Origin of the sequence: Bradyrhizobium erythrophlei (assembly GCF_042430365.1) — a bacterium.
Taxonomy (GTDB): domain Bacteria; phylum Pseudomonadota; class Alphaproteobacteria; order Rhizobiales; family Xanthobacteraceae; genus Bradyrhizobium; species Bradyrhizobium erythrophlei.
On record NZ_JBHMET010000075.1, the window covers coordinates 23725 to 43598 of the forward strand.

18 protein-coding genes, 1 tRNA gene and 1 pseudogene are annotated in these 19874 nt (G+C 64.0%); 14 read left to right on the forward strand and 6 right to left on the reverse strand.

Translation table 11 applies throughout. The features are described 5' to 3' along the window. Positions 1–69 precede the first annotated feature (69 nt). The 5 genes from ACFFWD_RS14055 to ACFFWD_RS14075 all read right to left on the reverse strand — a co-directional run bounded on the left by ACFFWD_RS14055 (position 70) and on the right by ACFFWD_RS14075 (position 5098). A complete protein-coding gene (locus ACFFWD_RS14055) occupies positions 70–1602 on the reverse strand; it encodes an FAD-dependent oxidoreductase (protein ID WP_376965980.1) in 1533 nt (510 codons plus the stop codon). Between the two features lie 27 nt (positions 1603–1629). After that, positions 1630–2247: a GTP cyclohydrolase I FolE gene (gene folE / locus ACFFWD_RS14060; protein ID WP_376965982.1), complete on the reverse strand. Its 618-nt coding sequence runs from the start codon at positions 2245–2247 to the stop codon at positions 1630–1632. Positions 2248–2366: 119 nt separating this feature from the next. After that, entirely contained in the window at positions 2367–2822 is a 456-nt protein-coding gene (locus tag ACFFWD_RS14065; RefSeq protein ID WP_376966048.1) for a GatB/YqeY domain-containing protein, read from the reverse strand. A 153-nt stretch (positions 2823–2975) separates the two neighbouring features. Continuing rightward, positions 2976–4292: a serine hydrolase domain-containing protein gene (locus ACFFWD_RS14070; RefSeq protein WP_376965984.1), complete on the reverse strand. Its 1317-nt coding sequence runs from the start codon at positions 4290–4292 to the stop codon at positions 2976–2978. Positions 4293–4396: 104 nt separating this feature from the next. Then, a complete protein-coding gene (locus ACFFWD_RS14075) occupies positions 4397–5098 on the reverse strand; it encodes an alpha/beta fold hydrolase (protein ID WP_376965986.1) in 702 nt (233 codons plus the stop codon). Between the two features lie 161 nt (positions 5099–5259). Here ACFFWD_RS14075 and carA point away from each other — a divergent pair, with 161 nt between their 5' ends. From carA to ACFFWD_RS14130, 11 genes and pseudogenes are all read left to right on the forward strand, one after another. Next, positions 5260–6453 carry a glutamine-hydrolyzing carbamoyl-phosphate synthase small subunit gene (carA, locus tag ACFFWD_RS14080; protein WP_376965988.1) on the forward strand — a complete coding sequence of 398 codons (1194 nt, stop codon included), beginning with the start codon at positions 5260–5262 and terminating at the stop codon, positions 6451–6453. Positions 6454–6535: 82 nt separating this feature from the next. Beyond that, positions 6536–6703, forward strand: a pseudogene (locus ACFFWD_RS14085) (hotdog family protein); the annotation flags it as partial. Between the two features lie 71 nt (positions 6704–6774). Next, the gene (locus ACFFWD_RS14090) at positions 6775–7296 is read left to right on the forward strand and encodes a cupin domain-containing protein (protein ID WP_376965990.1); all 522 of its coding nucleotides are present in this window, start codon (positions 6775–6777) and stop codon (positions 7294–7296) included. A gap of 226 nt (positions 7297–7522) precedes the next feature. Next, complete coding sequence (locus tag ACFFWD_RS14095) at positions 7523–8212, forward strand: class I SAM-dependent methyltransferase (RefSeq protein ID WP_376965992.1); 690 nt, start codon at positions 7523–7525, stop codon at positions 8210–8212. A 77-nt stretch (positions 8213–8289) separates the two neighbouring features. Further along, positions 8290–8365, forward strand: a tRNA-Ala gene (locus ACFFWD_RS14100). A 269-nt stretch (positions 8366–8634) separates the two neighbouring features. After that, the gene (carB, locus tag ACFFWD_RS14105; protein ID WP_376965994.1) at positions 8635–12099 is read left to right on the forward strand and encodes a carbamoyl-phosphate synthase large subunit; all 3465 of its coding nucleotides are present in this window, start codon (positions 8635–8637) and stop codon (positions 12097–12099) included. A 199-nt stretch (positions 12100–12298) separates the two neighbouring features. Then, positions 12299–12772, forward strand: coding sequence for a transcription elongation factor GreA (gene greA / locus ACFFWD_RS14110; RefSeq protein WP_376966050.1), 474 nt, complete (start codon positions 12299–12301; stop codon positions 12770–12772). 413 nt (positions 12773–13185) lie between these two features. Beyond that, positions 13186–13587, forward strand: a complete 402-nt coding sequence (locus tag ACFFWD_RS14115) for a DoxX family protein (protein ID WP_376965996.1) — start codon at positions 13186–13188, stop codon at positions 13585–13587. A 259-nt stretch (positions 13588–13846) separates the two neighbouring features. After that, on the forward strand, positions 13847–14239 hold the full coding sequence (locus ACFFWD_RS14120) for a DoxX family protein (protein ID WP_376965998.1): 393 nt from the start codon (positions 13847–13849) through the stop codon (positions 14237–14239). Positions 14240–14569: 330 nt separating this feature from the next. Further along, the gene (locus ACFFWD_RS14125; protein ID WP_376966000.1) at positions 14570–14953 is read left to right on the forward strand and encodes a DoxX family protein; all 384 of its coding nucleotides are present in this window, start codon (positions 14570–14572) and stop codon (positions 14951–14953) included. 281 nt (positions 14954–15234) lie between these two features. Next, positions 15235–15690 (forward strand): DoxX family protein, encoded by a 456-nt coding sequence (locus ACFFWD_RS14130; RefSeq protein WP_376966002.1) that lies wholly within the window; start codon positions 15235–15237, stop codon positions 15688–15690. 8 nt (positions 15691–15698) lie between these two features. Here the strand turns inward: ACFFWD_RS14130 and ACFFWD_RS14135 are convergent, their stop codons facing one another. Next, positions 15699–16178, reverse strand: coding sequence for an Lrp/AsnC family transcriptional regulator (locus tag ACFFWD_RS14135; RefSeq protein WP_376966004.1), 480 nt, complete (start codon positions 16176–16178; stop codon positions 15699–15701). 280 nt (positions 16179–16458) lie between these two features. Between ACFFWD_RS14135 and trxB the strand changes: the two genes are divergently transcribed. The 3 genes from trxB to ACFFWD_RS14150 all read left to right on the forward strand — a co-directional run bounded on the left by trxB (position 16459) and on the right by ACFFWD_RS14150 (position 19789). Beyond that, entirely contained in the window at positions 16459–17424 is a 966-nt protein-coding gene (gene trxB, locus ACFFWD_RS14140; protein WP_376966006.1) for a thioredoxin-disulfide reductase, read from the forward strand. A gap of 3 nt (positions 17425–17427) precedes the next feature. Continuing rightward, the gene (locus ACFFWD_RS14145; protein WP_376966008.1) at positions 17428–18351 is read left to right on the forward strand and encodes a LysR family transcriptional regulator; all 924 of its coding nucleotides are present in this window, start codon (positions 17428–17430) and stop codon (positions 18349–18351) included. Between the two features lie 520 nt (positions 18352–18871). Beyond that, on the forward strand, positions 18872–19789 hold the full coding sequence (locus ACFFWD_RS14150; RefSeq protein ID WP_376966010.1) for a 4-hydroxy-tetrahydrodipicolinate synthase family protein: 918 nt from the start codon (positions 18872–18874) through the stop codon (positions 19787–19789). Positions 19790–19874 lie beyond the last annotated feature (85 nt).

The following is a 19874-nucleotide window of genomic DNA, read 5'->3' on the forward strand; positions in this document are numbered from 1 at the left end:
GTAAAGACGTGGATGCCCGGGACAAGCCCGGGCATGACGACGAGGAGGCTTTTTGGCTCACCAGTGCCTCTATCGATCAAGGTGCTCTCCCCGCTCCATCGCCAGCTCAGCCTCAAGGCTGGCGAGATTGCGATAGATCGAGGCAACCGCAAGCACGCGGCCGCCGCCCTTGTATTTCAGCAAGCAATCTTTCGCGGCGATATCGCCGTCGATGGCGATTTCATCCCACTTTTCGGCGTGACCGACATAGTTGATCGGCACATCATAGTGCTGGCTCCAGAAGAACGGCACGTCATCGAAGACCTCGCGCTGACCCAGCATGTTGCGGGCGGCGGCCTGGCCCTGGCGCTCCGCCACCACCCAGTGCTCGACACGGATATTTTGACGGGAATGCGGGTCGGGCCACCGCGCGATATCGCCCGCAGCAAAGATGTCGGGGACGCTGGTTTCGAGATAGGCGTTGACCGCCACGCCGCGATCGATAACAAGCCCGCACTTCTCGGCGAGCGCAAGCCGTGGCCGCACGCCAACACCGACCACCACGAGATCGGGGTCGATCACAGCACCGCTTTTGAGCGTCGCATGCCTGCCGTCGATCGCGGCGACAGTATCGCCCAGATGAAAGACGACGCCGTGCTCCTCGTGCAGGGCGCGGACGAAGTCGCCCATTTCAGGTCCGAGCACGCGTTCCATCGGCCGCGCCTCGAGGCCGACGACATGAACCTCGATGTTCCGGGCGCGCAGGCTGGCCGCGACCTCAAGCCCGATGAAGCTGGCGCCAATCACGACGGCGCGGCGCGCGCCGTCGGCGGTGGCAATGATCGCCCGGCTATCGGCCAGCGAACGCAGGGTATGAACATGCGGCTGGTCCGCGCCGGGAATCGGCAGTCGCAGCGGTTCGGCGCCGGTCGCCAGCAGCAGGCGATCGTAGGGAACAGTCTTGCCATCGCTCAGCACGACGGCCTTCGCCTTCACGTCGATCGATGCGACTTCCGTGTTGAGCCGCAGGTCGATCTTGGCTTCGGTGTAATAATCATCCGGCCGCAGCGGCACCCAATCTTCCGGCGCGCTGCCGGCGAGATAGTCCTTTGACAGGTTCGGCCGATCCACCGGCGGCGCGGCCTCGCTGCTCAGCATGACGATGCTGCCGCGATAGTCCTGCCGCCGCAGCATCTCGGCGGCGGCAAAGCCTGCCGCACCGCCGCCGACAATCACGATCCTGCCGGGCGCATCGAGCGCGCCCTTGACGCGGGGTTTGGGCTGCTCGCGCTTTTCGCGCACAAAAATGCGGTCACCCTGCAGCTCGACCTTCCAGACCGCGACCGGATTGAAGGCGGGCGCCCCGCTCGCTTCACCAGTCCGCACATCAAAACACGCGTGATGCCACGGGCAGCGGATGATCTCGCCGTCGACAAGGCCCTCGGCGAGCGGTCCATGATAATGGGTGCAATGGGCGTCGATGGCGAAGATCTCCACCCCCGAACGCACCAGAAGCACCTGCTCATCGCCGACATGGCCCAACAGGACCGCGCCCGAGAATTCGCTCAGAGCGACGCCTTGGGAGAGATCGGGGCCGGCTGGCGGGGCTTGTTGATCGGACATGTCATTCCTCCACTGCCCTGTGCTGCCTCAAACCGCCATTCCGAGGAATTCCTGGCGGGTCAATGCATTGTCGCGAAAGCAACCCAGCATGCGGCTGGTGACAAGATCGGTGCCCGGTTTGTGCACGCCGCGGGTGGTCATGCAGTGATGCGACGCCTTGATGATGACGCCGACACCCTGGGGCTTCAAGACGTCGTTGACGGTGTTGGCGATCTGCGCCGTCATCTTTTCCTGGATCTGCAAGCGCCGGGCATAGACGTCGACCACCCGCGCAAGCTTGCTGATGCCGACCACGCGGCCGTTCGGGATGTAGGCCACCCAGGCCTGACCGATGATCGGCGCCATATGATGCTCGCAGTGGCTCTCGAAGCGGATGCCTCGCAAGGCGATCATTTCGTCGTAGCCTTCGATCTCCTCGAAGGTCTTTTCCAGGATCTCCGCCGGGCGCTGATCGTAACCCGCGAAGAACTCCTCGAACGAACGCGTCACGCGCGCAGGAGTTTCAAGCAATCCGTCGCGCCCGGGATCGTCCCCTGTCCAGCGGATGATCGTGCGGACTGCGGCTTCGACTTCGGCGCGGGTGGGCTTCTCGGACTCGGTCTGGACAGCTCTTGCACGATCCAGGGTATGCACAATCGGGCTCATGGGGGGCCTTTCCACTACGGTGTCATCACGAGGTTATGCCCGTCAGATGCGCCGTAAGCGGAAAGGTTCCCGCAGTCCGGCCCGCGGCACCTTGCGCCGCAAGCCGCAGGGACGAGCGGCTAGCCCGACAGCGCGGCCTTCACCAGGCCGCTGGCCTTGCCGAAATCCATCTGGCCGGCATATTTCGCCTTCAGCGCACCGATCACCTTGCCCATGTCCTTGATGCCGGCGGCGCCGGTCTCGGCGATGATGGCCGAGATCGCAGCCTTCACCTCGTCGTCGGACATCTGCTTCGGCAAATAGGCGGAGATCACCGCGATCTCCTCGCGCTCCTGCGCGGCGAGCTCGGCGCGGCCGCCCTTGTCATAGAGCTCGACCGATTCCTGGCGCTGCTTGATCATCTTCTGCAAGAGGCCCAGCAGGTCCGCGTCCGAGAGCGGCGGCTTGCCCTGCCCGCGCGCGTCGATGTCGGCGTTCTTGATGGTCGAATTTACCATGCGCAGCGTGGAGAGCTTGCGCTCGTCCTTCGCCTTCATGGCCTCCTTGACCGCATTGTTGATGTCGTCGCGCAGCATCCTGATGTCCTCTCGTCTGACACGGATGCTCACTTAAGCCCTTCGCGCGGCCAGAACAACACTTATGCCTCGGTCCCGGGGATCCCAGAACCGAGGCAGGCAGGTCTCACGTCGCCCGGCGTTCGCACCGGCGGCCAGCCGGCGCTGGCAATGTCACCGCATCAGATGCTTGGCGAGCGCATGGAACGCCGGCAGCGTCGTCGGGTCGTTGTAGGCGTTGGCCGCCATCGGGTGCGAGCCGAACCGTGCGATCACCATCTCGGCCTTGGGATCGATATAGATCGACTGGCCGTTGACGCCGCGCGCCATGAACGCACCGTGCTTGTTGTGGGTGACCCACCACATGTCGCGGTAGCTCCAGCCCGGAAGCGTCTTGTAGCCGGCCTTCTCGAAATCGGATTTCCGGCCGCCATTGCGGATGTCGTCGACGACGGTCTTCGGCACGATCTGCTGCCCGTGATACGTTCCGCCGAGCCGCATCATTTCGCCGAACCGCGCCAGGTCCCGGACGGCCGCGTTCAAGCCACCACCCGCAAATTCCGTTCCCTCGCTGTCGATCAGCATGTAGGCATCCTGCTCCATTCCGAGCTTCTGCCAGATGCGTTCGGACAACAGCTGGCCGACGGTCTGCCCGGACGCGCGGCGGATCAGCCAGCCGAGCACGTCGCTGTTGACGGTCTTGTAGGCGAACGCCTCGCCGTGCTGGCCTTCCTTCTGCAACGTCTTGAGGAAGCCGTAGAAGCTCGTCGGCCCGGCATAGCCGGGCGGGCGCGGCACGAGGCCACCTGATCTTATGTGATCGAAGATCTCCGCCTTCGGATCGGCGTAGTTCTCGGAATATTTGACGCCGACCGTCATATCCAGCACCTGCCGCACGGTGGCATCGCCGTAAGCCGTGTCCTTGAGCTCGCGAATGTATTTCGAAACCGGGGCCTTTTCATCGAGCTTGCCCTCAGCGACCAGGACGGCGCCAAGCGTGCCGAAGAAGGACTTCGTCACCGACATCGCGATGTGCGTGGCGTGCGGGTCCATCACGCCGAGATAGCGCTCGTACACGACCTTGCCCCTGTGCAGGACGATGATCGCGTCGGTGTAGTTGGCCGCGAGCGAATCCGCCCACGTCATGGTCCCGGTCTGGCCGAGCGGCTGGAAGCTGACGGCGTCGATGTCTTTGCGCTCCGCGCGCGGCAGCGGCGACGCGGCGTGATCGCCGCGCCAGATGGTGCTCGTCGGCAGGAAGCGGCGAAAGTTTGCAAACGACCAGCGTGTCTGCGGAAAGGTGAAGTGCGAGCCGTTGGAGAACTGGATCAGTCTGTCCGCGGGTGGCGGCGAGCCCACCATCCAGCCCATCTTCACGGGGTCGGAGTCCGCGGCACTCAGCGGCGGCTGTTGCTGCGCCAGCGCGGCCTCCGCGCCGAGCCCCATCGTTGCAGCCAGCATCACACCGACCATTGTCGAACGACCGATCATCGAAGCCTCCTCCCTGGATTGATTATTCTCCCGCGGCCTCAAGGCTGTCGGCTTGACGCGCTTGCCCGTGCGCGCCGGCGACATCCGCTCCGTCTCCAACGACCTCAATCCCGCAGCCACGCGACCAGCGCGTCCGCGCAGGCCTGCGGCTGCTCCGGCTGCGGCAAGTGTCCGCAGTTCGGCAGGACGACGAGCTTGGCGCCGGGAATGCCGTTGGCCATCTCCGACGACAGCGAATTGGGGATGGTGTTGTCCTCGTCGCCGGTCAGCACCAGCGTCGGACACTTGATCCAGGCGAGCGCCGGCCGCGAGTCCGGCCGGCCGATCACGGCGGTGAGCTGACGGATGAAGGCCTCGGCGCCGACGTCCTCGCCCATGTCGTGGACGAGCTGGCGCAGGCTCGCGTCCTCGCGCCGCGACGGATGCACGAAGCCCGGGAAGAGGTCGTCGAGCACGCCGCGATAGTCGCCGGCTTTCGCGCGCTCGATCATGCCGCGGCGGCGCGCGGTCGCTTCGGGGGTGTCGGGCCGGGCCTGGGTGTTGATCAGCGCGAGCTTTGCGACCCGCTCCGGCGCCTGGCGCATGATCTCGAAGGCGATGTAGCCGCCCATCGAATGGCCGGCGAGCGCGAAGCGCGGCGGCGCCTCGGCCAGGATCCGCCGCGCGATCGCGCCCATATTGTCGTCGCGGATGTGGTTGGCGACCGTGACCGGCCCGAACCGCCACAGCGCCGGGATGACTGGGGCATAGATCCGGGGCGAGGAGACCAGGCCCGGAACGAGCAGAATCGGCATCGTGTTGTCCATGCGCGGGCTCCGAACCGGGTCATTTTCGCCAAGCAAACGGCCTGCAAAGGGAACTTTAGATTAAAAGGCCGTTCCGGCCTGTCAATTCGGCCGGTAGAGCCGTGTGAATCGGCGCCCTTTCGCTTTGACGCCGCAGGATGCGGCGATTATTTAAGGCGCTCATGACAACATCCGAAAACGCTCCCGCCTGGCCGGACCACAAACCGACCGCGCTCCTTGTGCTCGCCGATGGCACCGTGCTGGAAGGCTTCGGTCTTGGCGCGGAAGGCCACGCCGTTGGCGAGGTCTGCTTCAACACCGCGATGACCGGCTATGAGGAGATCCTGACCGATCCCTCCTATGCCGGGCAGATCATCACCTTCACCTTCCCGCATATCGGCAATGTCGGCACCAACGAGGAAGACATCGAGACGGTGAACATGGCGGCAACGCCCGGCGCGCGCGGCGTGATCCTGCGCACCGCGATCACCGATCCGTCGAACTTCCGCGCCACCCGCCACCTCGACCAGTGGCTGAAGGCGCGCGGCATCATCGGCCTCTCCGGTATCGACACCCGCGCATTGACCGCGCTGATCCGCTCGAAGGGCATGCCGAATGCCGTGATCGCGCATTCGAAGCATGGCGAATTCGACCTGCACGGGCTGAAGGAAGAGGCGCGCGAATGGCCGGGCCTCGAGGGCATGGACCTGGTGCCGATGGTCACCTCGGGCCAGCGCTTCACCTGGGATGAGACGCCCTGGGTCTGGAACGAAGGCTTCGGCCGGCAGACCGCGCCCGAGTTCAACGTGGTCGCGATCGACTACGGCATCAAGCGCAACATCCTGCGCCTGCTCGCCGGCGTCGGCTGCAAGATCACGGTGGTGCCGGCGACGACGGCGGCCGAGGATATCCTGGCGATGAAGCCGGACGGCGTGTTCCTGTCGAACGGCCCCGGCGACCCGGCCGCGACCGGCAAATATGCCGTGCCGGTCATCAAGCAGGTGATCGAGTCGGGCACGCCGACCTTCGGCATCTGCCTCGGGCACCAGATGCTGGGGCTCGCGGTCGGCGCCAAGACCAAGAAGATGCATCAGGGCCACCACGGCGCCAATCATCCGGTCAAGGACGAGACCACCGGCAAGGTCGAGGTCACCTCGATGAACCACGGCTTCGCCGTCGACCAGGCAACGCTGCCCAAGGGCGCGACCCAGACCCATATCTCGCTGTTCGACGGCTCGAACTGCGGTATCGCGCTCGACGGCAAGCCAGTGTTCTCGGTGCAGTACCATCCTGAGGCCTCGCCCGGCCCGCGCGACTCGCACTATCTGTTCCAGCGCTTTGCGGATCTGATGCGGGCGAAGAAGCGCGCGGCGTAGACCGCGACTTGTCATTGCCGGGCTTGCCGCCTTCGCCAAGGCTTCGGCGCGCCCAGACCGTTGGCCTCGTCGAAGCCTTGGCGTAGACGGCATGAGCCAGGACACCGGCAAGATCCGCACCGAGGGCCGCACGCTCAGCGTCGGCCGCCGCGCCGCAACCGCCGAGGCCCGCATTACCGACGACAAGGGCCTGCTGCTCGCGCATGCGACAACGACCTGCATGGTGTTCGAGCTACCGAAGCAGGCTTGATCGGGCAACATCGGCCCCTGACAGCGGGTTGATCAGCGCGTAGTCTCATCGCCACACGCGGAAACACCACCATGTCCGCAGTCAAAGCCGGGATCGCGCCGCTTGCCATCGTCTTCGAAGACGACGGCCTCGTGCCGAACAACCCGATGCCGTTCCTCGTCTACAAGGGCGCCGTTGACGTCAGCAAAAATCCTGAGGCCACGATCGAGCGGTTATTCAGCGATAACGGCTGGGGCGCGATGTGGCGCAACGGCGTCTACGACTATGCGCATTACCACGCGACGGTACATGAGGTGCTGGGTGTCGCCTCAGGCCACGCGCGGGTGCAGTTCGGCGGCGCGCACGGGCGTGTGCTCGTAATCGCAGCCGGCGACGTCGCGATCCTGCCGGCCGGAACCGGGCATCAATGCCTGTCAACCAGCGACGACTTCTGCGTGGTCGGCGCCTATCCGCCAGGCCCGCCGATGGATTTGCAACGGCCGACGCCGGAGAACCATGCGCGCGCGCTGAAGACGATCCCGCTGGTCGCGGTGCCCGCGACCGATCCGGTGATGGGCAAGGATGGGCCGCTCGTGCAGCTGTGGAAGCGCTGAACCTTTCCGCGGAGCCGCCGGGGCTTGCACACCGCTTGGTGCACGGATATCGGGAAGTCTTGCCAGTCCCCACAAGGGTGCGGCTTTGTTCGTGTGGGACCTTCCTGTAAGGAACCGCAGTTCGGCACATTGAACAATGGCCGCCGGACCGCTAACGCATCACGGTAACCCGCACCGACCCACCCGTTCCTGGGGATCAGGAACCGCCTGCCGGACACCCAACGCGATGGATGAATGGATCGATTACTACGATTCCACGCATACGATCTATGCGAGCAGGCTGCACCGCGACCTGCATTTTGAGGTCATCGCGCGCGACATCATCGGCTACATCTCCTCGCCCGACGCCGTGGTGCTCGACTATGCCTGCGGCGAGGCGCTGTCGGCGGAGAAGGTCGCCGACGCCTGCGCAAAGCTTTATCTGGCCGAGCCCGCGCCCGGCGTGCGCGGCCGGCTGATCGCGCGGTTTGCGCCCAACACCAAGATCCGCGTGCGCTCGCTCGATGATCTCAGGAAGATGGACGAGGATACGGTCGACCTCGTCGTGATGAATTCGGTCGCGCAATACATGACGCCGCAGGAGCTTGATTCCGCCTTTGACGTGGTCCACCGGCTCCTGAAACCGTCGGGCCGCTTCGTGCTCGGCGATATCCTGCGGCCCGAGGTCGGCATGACCAGAGACGTGCTTGCGCTGCTGCGTTTCGCCGCGAGGCACGGCTTCCTGCGCGACGCGCTGATCGGCCTGATCAGCACGGCGCTCTCCGATTACCGGCAACTGCGCAACAAGGTCGGCCTGCAGCGCTACGGCGAAGACGAGATGATCGCAAAGCTCGGCGCGGCCGGCTTCAGCGCCACGCGCGCGCCACGCAACATCGGGCACAATCCGTGGCGAATCACCTTTGTGGCCCACCACTGACCACAGGTTGCAGCGAACGTTAGGGTTAATCGTAAAGATGCGTGGCGGACGCTGAAATATTCAGCAACACTCCGCCCGGCCCGGTGGCGGAAGCGTCGACGCGGGAGCAGTGCATTGCTCTTTATCCTGGTTCAAATCCAGGCCGGGCCTCCAGCCTTCACTGGCTGCGCCAGCTTCGGCTAGGCAAGCCAGCCACCCCCAGTTCCAATCCCCTGCCCCAGCCCGCCCATGGCGGGCTTGCCCCGCGTAGCCCGCCGGGCGAAGGCGGGAAAATCGCGGTTGATTGGGCTGTTTTGGGGGTTTCGCGGGTGCAAAAACTGGTCTAAAGACCACCCGCGCGCGAGGGATCGCGCTTCTAGGCTCGAGGGACGCGCGGGACGCGCGCCCTTTTTTTGTGCCCAAATTCCAGTCCGCGAGAGCTGATGCCCAAAAGAACCGACATCTCCACCATCCTGATCATCGGCGCCGGTCCCATCGTGATCGGCCAGGCCTGCGAGTTCGACTATTCCGGCACGCAGTCGGTGAAGGCGCTGAAGGAGGAGGGCTATCGGGTCGTCCTCGTCAACTCCAATCCTGCCACGATCATGACCGACCCCGATCTGGCGGATGCGACCTATGTCGAGCCGATCACGCCTGAGATCGTCGCCAAGATCATCGAGAAGGAACGCTACGTCATTCCGGGCGGCTTCGCGCTGCTGCCGACCATGGGCGGCCAGACCGCGCTGAACTGCGCGCTGTCGCTGCGCAAGCAGGGCACGCTGGAGAAATTCGACGTCGAGATGATCGGCGCCACGGCCGACGCCATCGACAAGGCCGAGGACCGCCAGCTGTTCCGCAACGCGATGGAGAAGATCGGGCTACAGACGCCGAAGTCGCGCCTTGCCAACGCCTCGGCGCTGAAGAAGGCCGACCGCGACAAATACCTTGCCGATCACGCCAAGCTGTCGGGGGCTGCGCTCGAGGAGTTCGAGCGGCAATGGGCGGCCGGCGAGAACGAGCGCCGCAAGCGCTACCAGCAGCAGGCCCTCGCCGAAGCGCTGATGGCGCTCTCCGAGGTCGGCCTGCCCGCGATCATCCGCCCCTCCTTCACGCTCGGCGGCACCGGCGGCGGCATCGCCTACAACAAGGAAGAGTTCCTCGACATCATCGAGCGCGGCCTCGACGCCTCGCCGACCAACGAGGTGCTGATCGAAGAATCCGTTCTCGGCTGGAAAGAGTTCGAGATGGAGGTGGTGCGCGACAAGAAGGACAATTGCATCATCATCTGCTCGATCGAGAACGTCGATCCGATGGGCGTGCACACCGGCGACTCGATCACGGTGGCGCCGGCGCTGACGCTGACCGACAAGGAATACCAGATCATGCGCGACGCCTCGATCGCGGTGCTGCGCGAGATCGGGGTCGAGACCGGCGGATCCAACGTCCAGTTCGGCATCAACCCGGTCGACGGCCGCATGGTCGTGATCGAGATGAACCCGCGCGTGTCGCGTTCCTCGGCGCTGGCCTCGAAGGCAACCGGCTTCCCGATCGCCAAGGTCGCGGCCAAGCTCGCGATCGGCTATACGCTGGACGAGATCGCCAACGACATCACCGGCGGCGCGACGCCGGCCTCGTTCGAGCCGACGATCGACTATGTCGTCACCAAGATCCCGCGCTTCGCATTCGAAAAATTCCCCGGCGCCTCCTCCACGCTGACGACCTCGATGAAGTCGGTCGGCGAGGTGATGGCGATCGGCCGCACCTTCCAGGAAAGCCTGCAGAAGGCGCTGCGCGGGCTCGAGACCGGGCTGACCGGCCTCGACGAGATCGAGATCGAGGGGCTCGGCCGCGGCGACGACAAGAACGCGATCCGCGCCGCGCTCGGCACGCCGACGCCGAACCGCCTGCTGCAGGTCGCGCAGGCGATGCGGCTCGGCTGGTCGAACGATGAGATCTTCAACTCCTGCAAGATCGATCCCTGGTTCCTCGCCGAGATGCGCGGCATCGTCGGGATGGAAGCCAAGGTACGCGCCAACGGCCTGCCACCGAACGGTACCGGCATGCGCATGCTGAAGGCGATGGGCTTCTCCGACGCGCGGCTCGCGGTCCTCACCGAAACCACCGAAGCCGAAGTCACCGCCAAGCGCCACGCGCTCGGTGTCCGTCCCGTGTTCAAGCGCATCGACACCTGCGCGGCCGAATTCGCTTCCCCCACCGCGTACATGTATTCGACCTATGAAGCGCCGTTCGCCGGCCAGCTCGCCGACGAGAGCGCCCCCTCGGACAAGAAGAAGGTGGTGATCCTCGGCGGCGGCCCGAACCGCATCGGCCAGGGCATCGAATTCGACTATTGCTGCTGCCATGCCTGCTTCGCGCTGGACGAGGTCGGCTTCGAAACCATCATGGTCAACTGCAATCCGGAGACGGTGTCGACCGACTACGACACCGCCGATCGGCTCTACTTCGAACCGCTCACCGCCGAGGACGTGCTGGAGATCATCGCCACCGAACGCAAGAACGGCACGCTGCACGGCGTGATCGTGCAGTTCGGCGGCCAGACCCCGCTGAAGCTCGCGCGAGCGCTGGAAGCCGCCGACGTGCCGATCCTCGGCACCTCGCCCGATGCCATCGACCTCGCGGAAGACCGCGACCGCTTCAAGCGCATCCTCGACAAGCTGCACCTGAAGCAGCCGAAGAACGGCATCGCCTATTCGGTGGAACAGGCACGCCTGGTGGCCGCCGATCTCGGCCTGCCGCTGGTGGTGCGTCCGTCCTATGTGCTCGGCGGCCGCGCAATGCAGATCATCCGCGAGGAGAACCAGCTCTCCGACTATCTGCTGGGCACCCTGCCCGAGCTCGTGCCCGCCGACGTCAAGGCACGCTACCCGAACGACAAGACCGGGCAGATCAACACCGTGCTCGGCAAGAACCCGCTGCTGTTCGACCGCTATTTGTCCGACGCTACCGAGATCGACGTCGACTGCCTCTCCGACGGCAAGAACACCTTCGTCGTCGGGATCATGGAGCACATCGAGGAAGCCGGCATCCACTCCGGCGACTCCGCCTGCTCGCTGCCGCCGCGCTCGCTCGATGCCAAGACGCTCGAGGAGCTGGAGCGGCAGACGCGCGAGCTGGCGCTTGGCCTCGACGTGGTCGGCCTGATGAACGTGCAATACGCGATCAAGGACGGCGAGATCTATGTGCTCGAGGTCAATCCGCGCGCCTCGCGCACCGTGCCGTTCGTCGCCAAGGTGATCGGCACGCCGGTCGCCAAGATCGCAGCCCGCATCATGGCCGGCGAGAAGCTCGCCGACTTCGGCCTGAAGAAGCGCGAGCTCGGCCATGTCGGCGTCAAGGAATCGGTATTCCCGTTCGCGCGCTTCCCGGGCGTCGACACCGTGCTTGGTCCGGAGATGCGCTCGACCGGCGAAGTGATGGGCATCGACCGCTCGTTCGAGGTCGCGTTCGCCAAGAGCCAGCTCGGCGGCGGCACGCGCGTGCCGCGCCAGGGCACCGTGTTCGTCTCGGTGCGCGGCGACGACAAGATGCGCATCGCCGACGCGGTGCGGCTGTTGCACTCGCTCGGCTTCAAGGTGATGGCGACGTCGGGCACCCAGCGCTACCTCGCGGATCATGGCGTGCCGACAGAAAAGGTGAACAAGGTGCTGGAGGGCCGGCCGCATATCGTCGACGCCATCACCAACGGCGATGTTCAACTTGTGTTCAACACCACCGAAGGCCCGCAGGCGCTGGCCGACAGCCGCTCGCTGCGGCGGGCTGCCCTCTTGCATAAAGTGCCGTATTACACCACTCTTTCCGGCGCGGTGGCGGCCGCGCAGGGGATCCGGGCCTATCGGGCCGGGGACCTTGAGGTCCGCACGCTTCAGAGTTACTTTTCCGAGAGCTGACCGCTGCTCGGACCATAGTCCGAGTCGGTCAGCAATTTGCCGTACGGCTGGAACTCACCGCGCGACTGGATGTTGTCTCGGCCCCCTATCGGGGCCGAAAATCACTGGGTTTCCGGGCACTTTCAGGCCCCGATCCTGCGTTAGCTGAACTCGATGTCTCGTGCATCATGGATTCATGCACGGGTGAAGGACGAAGATGATGGAAAAGGTTCCGATGACTGCGGGCGGATATGCCGCGCTGACGGATGAGTTGAAGCATCGGCAGTCGGTGGATCGTCCGCGCATCATCGAACATATCGCGGAGGCGCGCTCGCATGGCGATCTCTCGGAGAATGCCGAGTATCACGCCGCGAAGGAAGAGCAGTCGCATAATGAGGGCCGCATCGCCGAGCTCGAGGACAAGCTCGCGCGCGCCGACATCATCGATATCTCAAAGCTCTCCGGCGACACCATCAAGTTCGGCGCGACCGTGACGCTGATCGACGAGGACACCGAGAAGAAGGCGGTGTGGCAGATCGTCGGCGAGGTCGAGGCCGACGCCAAGAAGGGCCGCATCTCCATCACCTCGCCGCTGGCGCGCGCGCTGATCGGCAAGCGGAAGGGCACGACCGTCGAGGTGATGGCGCCGGGCGGCGCCAAGGCCTACGAGATCACCAAAGTCGAGTGGCGCTAGTTACCTGCAAGTGACTGATGCGAAAAAGCCGCGTATTGCACGCGGCTTTTTTGTTGCCGGCGGGCAGGCCTCATCACGGGCGCTGACGAGATTGTGAGTTGCCAAAAATGATTAACTTGTTAATGGATGCTCCCGGAATTGATTATCAAACATAACTAAAATGGCCGTTCGCTGATGGGAACGGCACTTCCCAGGGTTGCGTGGGCGCGTGATTGCGATGCCCGCCGACGGGCGCAGCGTTCGAAGCGAGCTGCAACCGCAATGTGCGTGCGCCTCCCGATCCAAGGGCGTTCTGCTGCACTACGAAGGCGCCGCGCCGGGAATGAAATTCAGTACGGGGTGTTGGCTGCGGGGGCGAACACCGTGTAATGCCATCCCGCGAAACTTCAGCGTGTCCAACAGGGGAATACGACATGGACCAAGTCCTCACTAGATGGCAGCCGACGGCACTCAGCCTGTTTCGGTTCATTACCGGCCTATTGCTGCTTCAGTACGGCGTCGCCAAGATCTTCAAAATTCCGGCGCTCGCCTATTTCGCCAACCCGCCGCCGCTGATCATGACCGCGGGCGCGCTTGAACTGGTCCTGGGCGCGCTGCTGATCATCGGCCTGTTCACGCGACCGGTCGCGTTCATCCTGGCGGGTGAAATGGCTTTCGCTTACTTCCTCGGGCACATGTTCAAAAATCCCGCGGAGCCGGTGCTTCATCCGCTCAACAATGGCGGCACCGCTGCAATCCTGTTCTGCTTCGCCTGCCTTTATATTGCGACCTCGGGCGGCGGGCCGATCAGCGTCGACGAGATGCGGAAGAAGTAGAGCGCTGACCTAAAAGCAAATTCGCTCCCACCAACATCATCATTCCGGGATGGTCCGCAGGACCAGACCACAGGTGCGCAATTGTGCACCTGAAATGTCAAGATTCCGGGGTCGCATCTTTCGATGCGCCTCGGAATGGCATGCAGCGTCACCCTGGCGCTTTCAGTTCAAGCGGCACGGCGCGTGACGAAAAGGTCGTGTGAACGATATCCGCGATCCGGTCTCTGGTGTATGCTGTCGTGTGTACTCGGAGGGAGCGATGATCCCCGACGCGATTTGGGCACCTCGTATCCTCAGCATCCTGCGGGTCGTCCTCGGGCTGATCCTCCTGCAATACGGCCTTGCCAAGCTGTTTGGCTGGCCCGCCGTCAAAATGTTCGAGGACTTGAAGTTGCTCTCGCTCTGGAGCATCGCCGGCATGTTCGAGCTGGTCGGCGGCACGCTGTTGATCCTTGGCCTTTTCACCCGACCGGCAGCCTTCATCCTCTCCGGCGAAATGGCGGCCGCCTATTTCATCGAGCATTTTCCGGTGAGCATTTTTCCGGTCCTGAGCGACGGCGACCTGGCAGTCAGCCTCTGCTTCACCTTTCTCTATCTTTCCTTTGCGGGCGGTGGCCCATGGTCGCTCGACGCGGCGATGCGCAAGGAATAGCGAGCCAAGCACCAGGCGCGCTTGCGGGGCAAGTCACGCAGCCAGGTGTGAACTTTCAATAGCGTCAGCTCAACACGACACCGAAGGCGGTTCAAAGCCGCACCCGGCCCCGCACGCGTGCGTTCATAAACCCCGTCGGTAGCGCCGCTATTCCGCAGGGGAAAACCGATATCGGTCTGGACGGATGAGTTGGAGGCCGCAACAATGCTGCATACGCAGGCGTGAGCGGGTCCGGGTCTCATCAACGGAGAGATTCTCATGTCCCCTAACACACAACCCCGTCCTATCATTCCCGCCCTCGGCGGCATCTATGAAAGACTATCCCCATATATGGAGCCGCTGCTGCGCTTCGTTGCGGGCGCCATGCTGGTCCCGCACGGATGTCAGAAGCTGTTCGCCATGTTTGGCGGCGGCGGTTTGGCGAAGACGGCGGTATTCATGGAAAAGTCCGGCTATTCGCCGGGAATGCTGTGGGCCGTCGTGGTGGGATGCACGGAGCTGTTTGGCGGAATCTTGTTGGCTATAGGATTGCTTACAAGGCCTGCTGCCGCCGCAATCACGATTGAGCTGATCTTCGCCACCGCAGTGACCATCAAACGGGGCTGGTTCGACTCGAACGAACTTGCGGTTCTTTGGCTCGTGATCGCCGTGGTCTTCCTTGTCCGTGGCGGCGGCCGGTGTTCGGTCGACCGAATGATTGGACGCGAGTTCTAGGCTGGAGTCGTGGCCTCCGCCGACGGCCGGACGGTTTCGCCTTGAGGCGTTGCTGCGGGGCGAGCCGTAGCTCTCGCTGATCGTCTCGCATTCGAAGCGCGGCGGGAACCGGTTCCATTCCGTCGAATCCGAATCGATTCCGATGAGCACTGTCACGGTTGCATCACGGAACACCACAATTTTGTGAGCAGGTTGTGATTCCTGCAGTTTACCACCTGTCAATATTTGAACCAAACGTCGCCGCTGTTGTTGACGGTTGGGGACTACGGGTGGAGAGCGCAATGAACGCGGATCGTTTTCCGGCGGCTTATCAGCCTTATGCGTTGAGCCTGTTCCGGTTCATTACCGGCCTGCTTCTGTTCCAGTACGGCGTGGCGAAAATCTTCAAGTTTCCAGCACTCGCTTATTTCGCCAATCCACCTCCCCTGATCATGACCGCCGGCGCACTTGAACTCGTGCTGGGGACTCTTGTGATGATCGGCCTATTCACGCGGATCACGGCCTTTATCCTGTCGGGTGAGATGGCCTTCGCCTACTTCATCGGCCACATGTTCAAGACGGGCGAGCCAGTATTTCTGCCGCTCAATAATGGCGGGACAGCTGCGATCCTGTTCTGCTTCGCCTGCCTTCTTCTCGCAACGGCGGGCGGCGGGCCGGTAAGCGTCGATGCGGTGGTCGGGAAGCAGCGCGAGCCGCGCGAAGAGAAGCAATCGCGCTTCAGGCAAGCTGCGGAATAGCGCAAGCCTTACCCGGCCGCCTTGAGATCGAGCGGCACTGCGGCTTCATATTTCGAATTGTGCAGCACCAGCGACGTCCTGACGTTGCGCACATGCGGCGCCGCGGTGAGATGCGTGACGAAGTCCTGGAACGTCGCCATGTCGGGCGCGACGCATTTGAGGATGAAATCGACTTCGCCCGACAGCATCCAGCATTCGCGCACCAACGGCTCGGCCCGGACGAAATTCTCGAACGCGCGCAGGTCTGCGTCGGCCTGGCTCGACAGATGCACCGCTGCGAACACGGTCACATCGAAGCCGAGGCGGCGCGGATCGAGCAGTCCGCGGTATCCCTGGATGTAGCCTTCCTCCTCCAGCGTCCTGACCCGGCGCAGGCAGGGCGGTGGGGAGATTCCGACGCGTTTGGCCAGTTCCACGTTGGTGATTCGGCCGTCGGCCTGGATTTCGGCGAGGATTTTGAGGTCGATTTCGTCAAGGTTCTTCGACACGGGAGTCTGGTTCCCCAAGGGCTTGGAAAGCTTGGCAAGTCTGTTGGCAACTGTCTTAGCGCAGCCAACGCGCACTGCGCAATTTTATTGCGCGTGCAGCGCACGATTTCGCGATTTTGATTTCAGTTCCGGGGAAAAATCGCTGCCTTGGATTGCAATTCTTGCATAGCTACCCAGATATCATATTCTTGGATTTGACACTTTTAGCGCCGCCGTGACGCGTTTCCGGGCGCTTCCCGCACAGTCCTGATCAAAGTCCCCAACACAGAGGGATCTGCCAATGTCCGCGCCTGTCCATGCCAAGGTCGTCATCATCGGGTCCGGCCCCGCCGGCTACACCGCGGCGATCTACGCAGCGCGCGCGATGCTCGAGCCGGTGCTGATCCAGGGCATCCAGCCGGGCGGACAGCTCACCATCACCACCGACGTCGAGAACTATCCGGGCTTCGCCGACGTGATCCAGGGCCCCTGGCTGATGGAGCAGATGGAGAAGCAGGCCGCCCATGTCGGCACCAAGATCGTCACCGACTTCGTCAACAAGCTCGAACTCGGGCAGCGGCCGTTCCGCCTGACCTGCGATAGCGGCGACGTCTATCTCGCCGAGACCGTGGTGCTCGCCACCGGCGCGCAGGCGCGCTGGCTCGGGCTGCCGTCGGAGGAGAAGTTCAAGGGCTTCGGCGTGTCGGCCTGCGCGACCTGCGACGGCTTCTTCTACCGCAACAAGGAGGTCGTGGTGGTCGGCGGCGGCAACACCGCGGTCGAGGAAGCCCTCTTCCTCACCAACTTCGCTTCTCAGGTCACCATCGTGCATCGCCGCGGTCACTTCCGCGCCGAGCGCATCCTGCAGGACCGCCTGTTCAAGCACCCCAAGATCAGGGTGATCTGGGACTCCGCGATCGACGAAATCTGCGGCGCCGAGAACCCCGGCAAGGTGACCCATGTGCGGCTGAAGAACGTCAAGACCGGCAAGCTGACGGACGTCGCGGCCGACGGCGTCTTCATCGCGATCGGCCACGCGCCGGCGACCGATCTGGTCAAAGGCCAGATCAGGCTGAAACCGTCGGGCTATGTCGAGGTGGCGCCGAATTCGACCGCAACCTCGGTCCCCGGCCTGTTCGCCGCCGGCGACGTGGCGGACGAAACCTATCGGCAGGCGGTGACAGCCGCCGGTCTCGGATGCATGGCGGCACTCGAGGCGGAACGTTTCCTTGCTCTTCGCGCGAGCGATCGCGCAGCGGCGGAATAAGTCATGGCACGATCTCGCGACGGATTTACGGATATGGATTGGGACAAGCTGAAGGTCTTCCACGCAGCGGCGGAAGCGGGCAGCTTCACGCATGCCGGCGAGCAGCTTGGGCTTTCGCAATCGGCGGTCTCCCGCCAGGTCAGCGCGCTGGAGCAGGAGCTCTCGGTCTCGCTGTTCCATCGCCACGCCCGCGGCCTCATCCTCACCGAACAGGGCGACCTCCTGTTCCGCACCGCGCATGACGTGTTCATGCAGCTGCAGGCGGCCCGCGCCAAGCTCACCGACAGCCGCGAGCGGCCGAGCGGCGACCTCAAGATCACGACGCCGCCGGCGCTCGGCATCAACTGGCTGATCCCGCGGCTCGACGAGTTCACCGCGCTCTATCCGGACATCCGGATCTCGCTGATCGTCACCGACGAGGATCTCGACCTGTCGATGCGCGAGGCCGATGTGGCGATCCGCACGCGCAAGCCGACGCAGCCCGACCTGATCCAGCGCAAGCTGTTCTCGATCGGCTTCCACGCCTACTGCTCGCCGGAATACATCAAGCGCTTCGGCACGCCGCGGACGCTGGATGATCTCGACTCGCACCGCATCATCATGCTCGGCGATTCCCAGGTGCCGACGCATCTGCAGAACCGCAGCTGGCTGATCGATGCCGGCCGCAACGGCTCCGGCCCACGCGAACCCTACTTCAAGGTGAACAACATCTTAGGCTTGGTGCGCGCCTGTCAGCAGGGGCTCGGCATCGCTGCGCTGCCGGACTACCTGGTGGAAGAGAACAACCGCCTGGTGCAGCTGTTCGGCGAGTCCGACTCGATCGCGCTCGACACCTACTTCGTCTATCCGGAAGAGTTGAAGACGGTCGCGCGGGTGCAGGTGTTCCGCGACTTCGTCGTCAGCAAGGCACAGCGCTGGCCGTCGTGATAAGCGATCGCGATTAGCGCCGCTTATACTCCGCCCCCGGTCTCCGCATGTCAGACATGCGGACTGAATGGTTGCTGCATGGCGCCGATGGGGATCATAGTGTTGGCACGCTGATCGGTCGCGTCGCGCATATGTCCCCCTCCTCCAGTGGCGCGGAAGTTCAGTAATCCCTCTTGGAAGGTGATTGTGTCGGCCTCACGTGGCCAATACCTTAAGCCGGGCTCTTTCGAGCCCGGCTTTTTTTTCGTCCGCATGTCACATCGATACGCGCTGCGTCATGTCAGCGCTCGCGCTCCGTCATGGCCCGTGCGCACATTGACAACAACAGCGTGCCGCAGCATCATTGCATCATGATCACGAATTCGTGCGCAGCCCTGTCGTCGAAAAAAGCTCCCTTTCTGGGGGCACGAGGTCGCGCGCGATAAGATCATTTCGCAGTTTGACGATCCCGAAATCCCGCCGCCTGGACGGGGTTTTTTGTTGGTCCCGTCTCCGGCTTTGTCCCCTCAGGAGATGGACCATGACCGACCTACGACACCAATTGCACGGCCTCTGGCTGCCGCTGATCACGCCGTTTCGAAGCGGCGAGCTCGACGAGCCTTCGCTGCGCCGCCTCGTGCGGCACTACGCCGGCGGCCCTGTCGACGGCTTCATCCTCGGTGCAACCTCCGGTGAGGGCATGTCGCTCGGCCTCAGCGAGCTCGAGCAACTGGTGGGCATCGTGCGCAGCGAACTTGCTGCCAGCTCCCGCCATCTGCCGCTCTGCCTCGGGCTGTCAGGCGCCAGCACCGCGCGCATGCAGGACCTGCTGGACGAGACGGCCGACTGGCCGATCAACGGCTACCTGATCGCAAGCCCCTATTACATCAGGCCATCGCAGCGCGGTCTGTTGCAGCACTTCACCGCACTTGCCGATCACGCCGCCTGGCCGATCGTGCTCTACAACATCCCCTACCGTACCGCGGTGAACCTGACCAACGAGACGCTGCTCGCGCTCGCCGCCCATCCCAACATCGTCGGCATGAAGGATTGCTGCGCGGACCGCGCACAGACGCTCGATTTCCTGCACCGGCGGCCGGATGGCTTCCGCGTGCTCACCGGCGAGGATGCGCAGACCTTCGACGCGCTGTCCGACGGCGCCGATGGCGCGATCCTCTTGTCGGCGCATCTGGAGACCGCGACCTTCGCGTCGATCCGGACACTGTTGCGTGAGGGCAATCGCGAAGCCGCGCAGGCGGCCTGGCAGAGCGTCGCCGGATTGACCAAGCTGTTGTTCGCCGAGCCGAGCCCGGCACCCGCCAAGCATTGGCTGTGGCGGCAGGGCCTGATCGACAGCGCGGAGGTGCGGCTGCCGATGGTCGAGGTCAGCACGGACCTCGCCACCTGGCTCGACGCCGAGATCGAGCGCCGCGCGCAAAAGGTGCTGCAAAGCGCGTAGCCTCGTAGCCCGGATGGAGCGAAGCGCAATCCGGGATCGCGAGCGATCCGGGATCGCGCCCCGATCGAGGGACCGGTCCCGGATT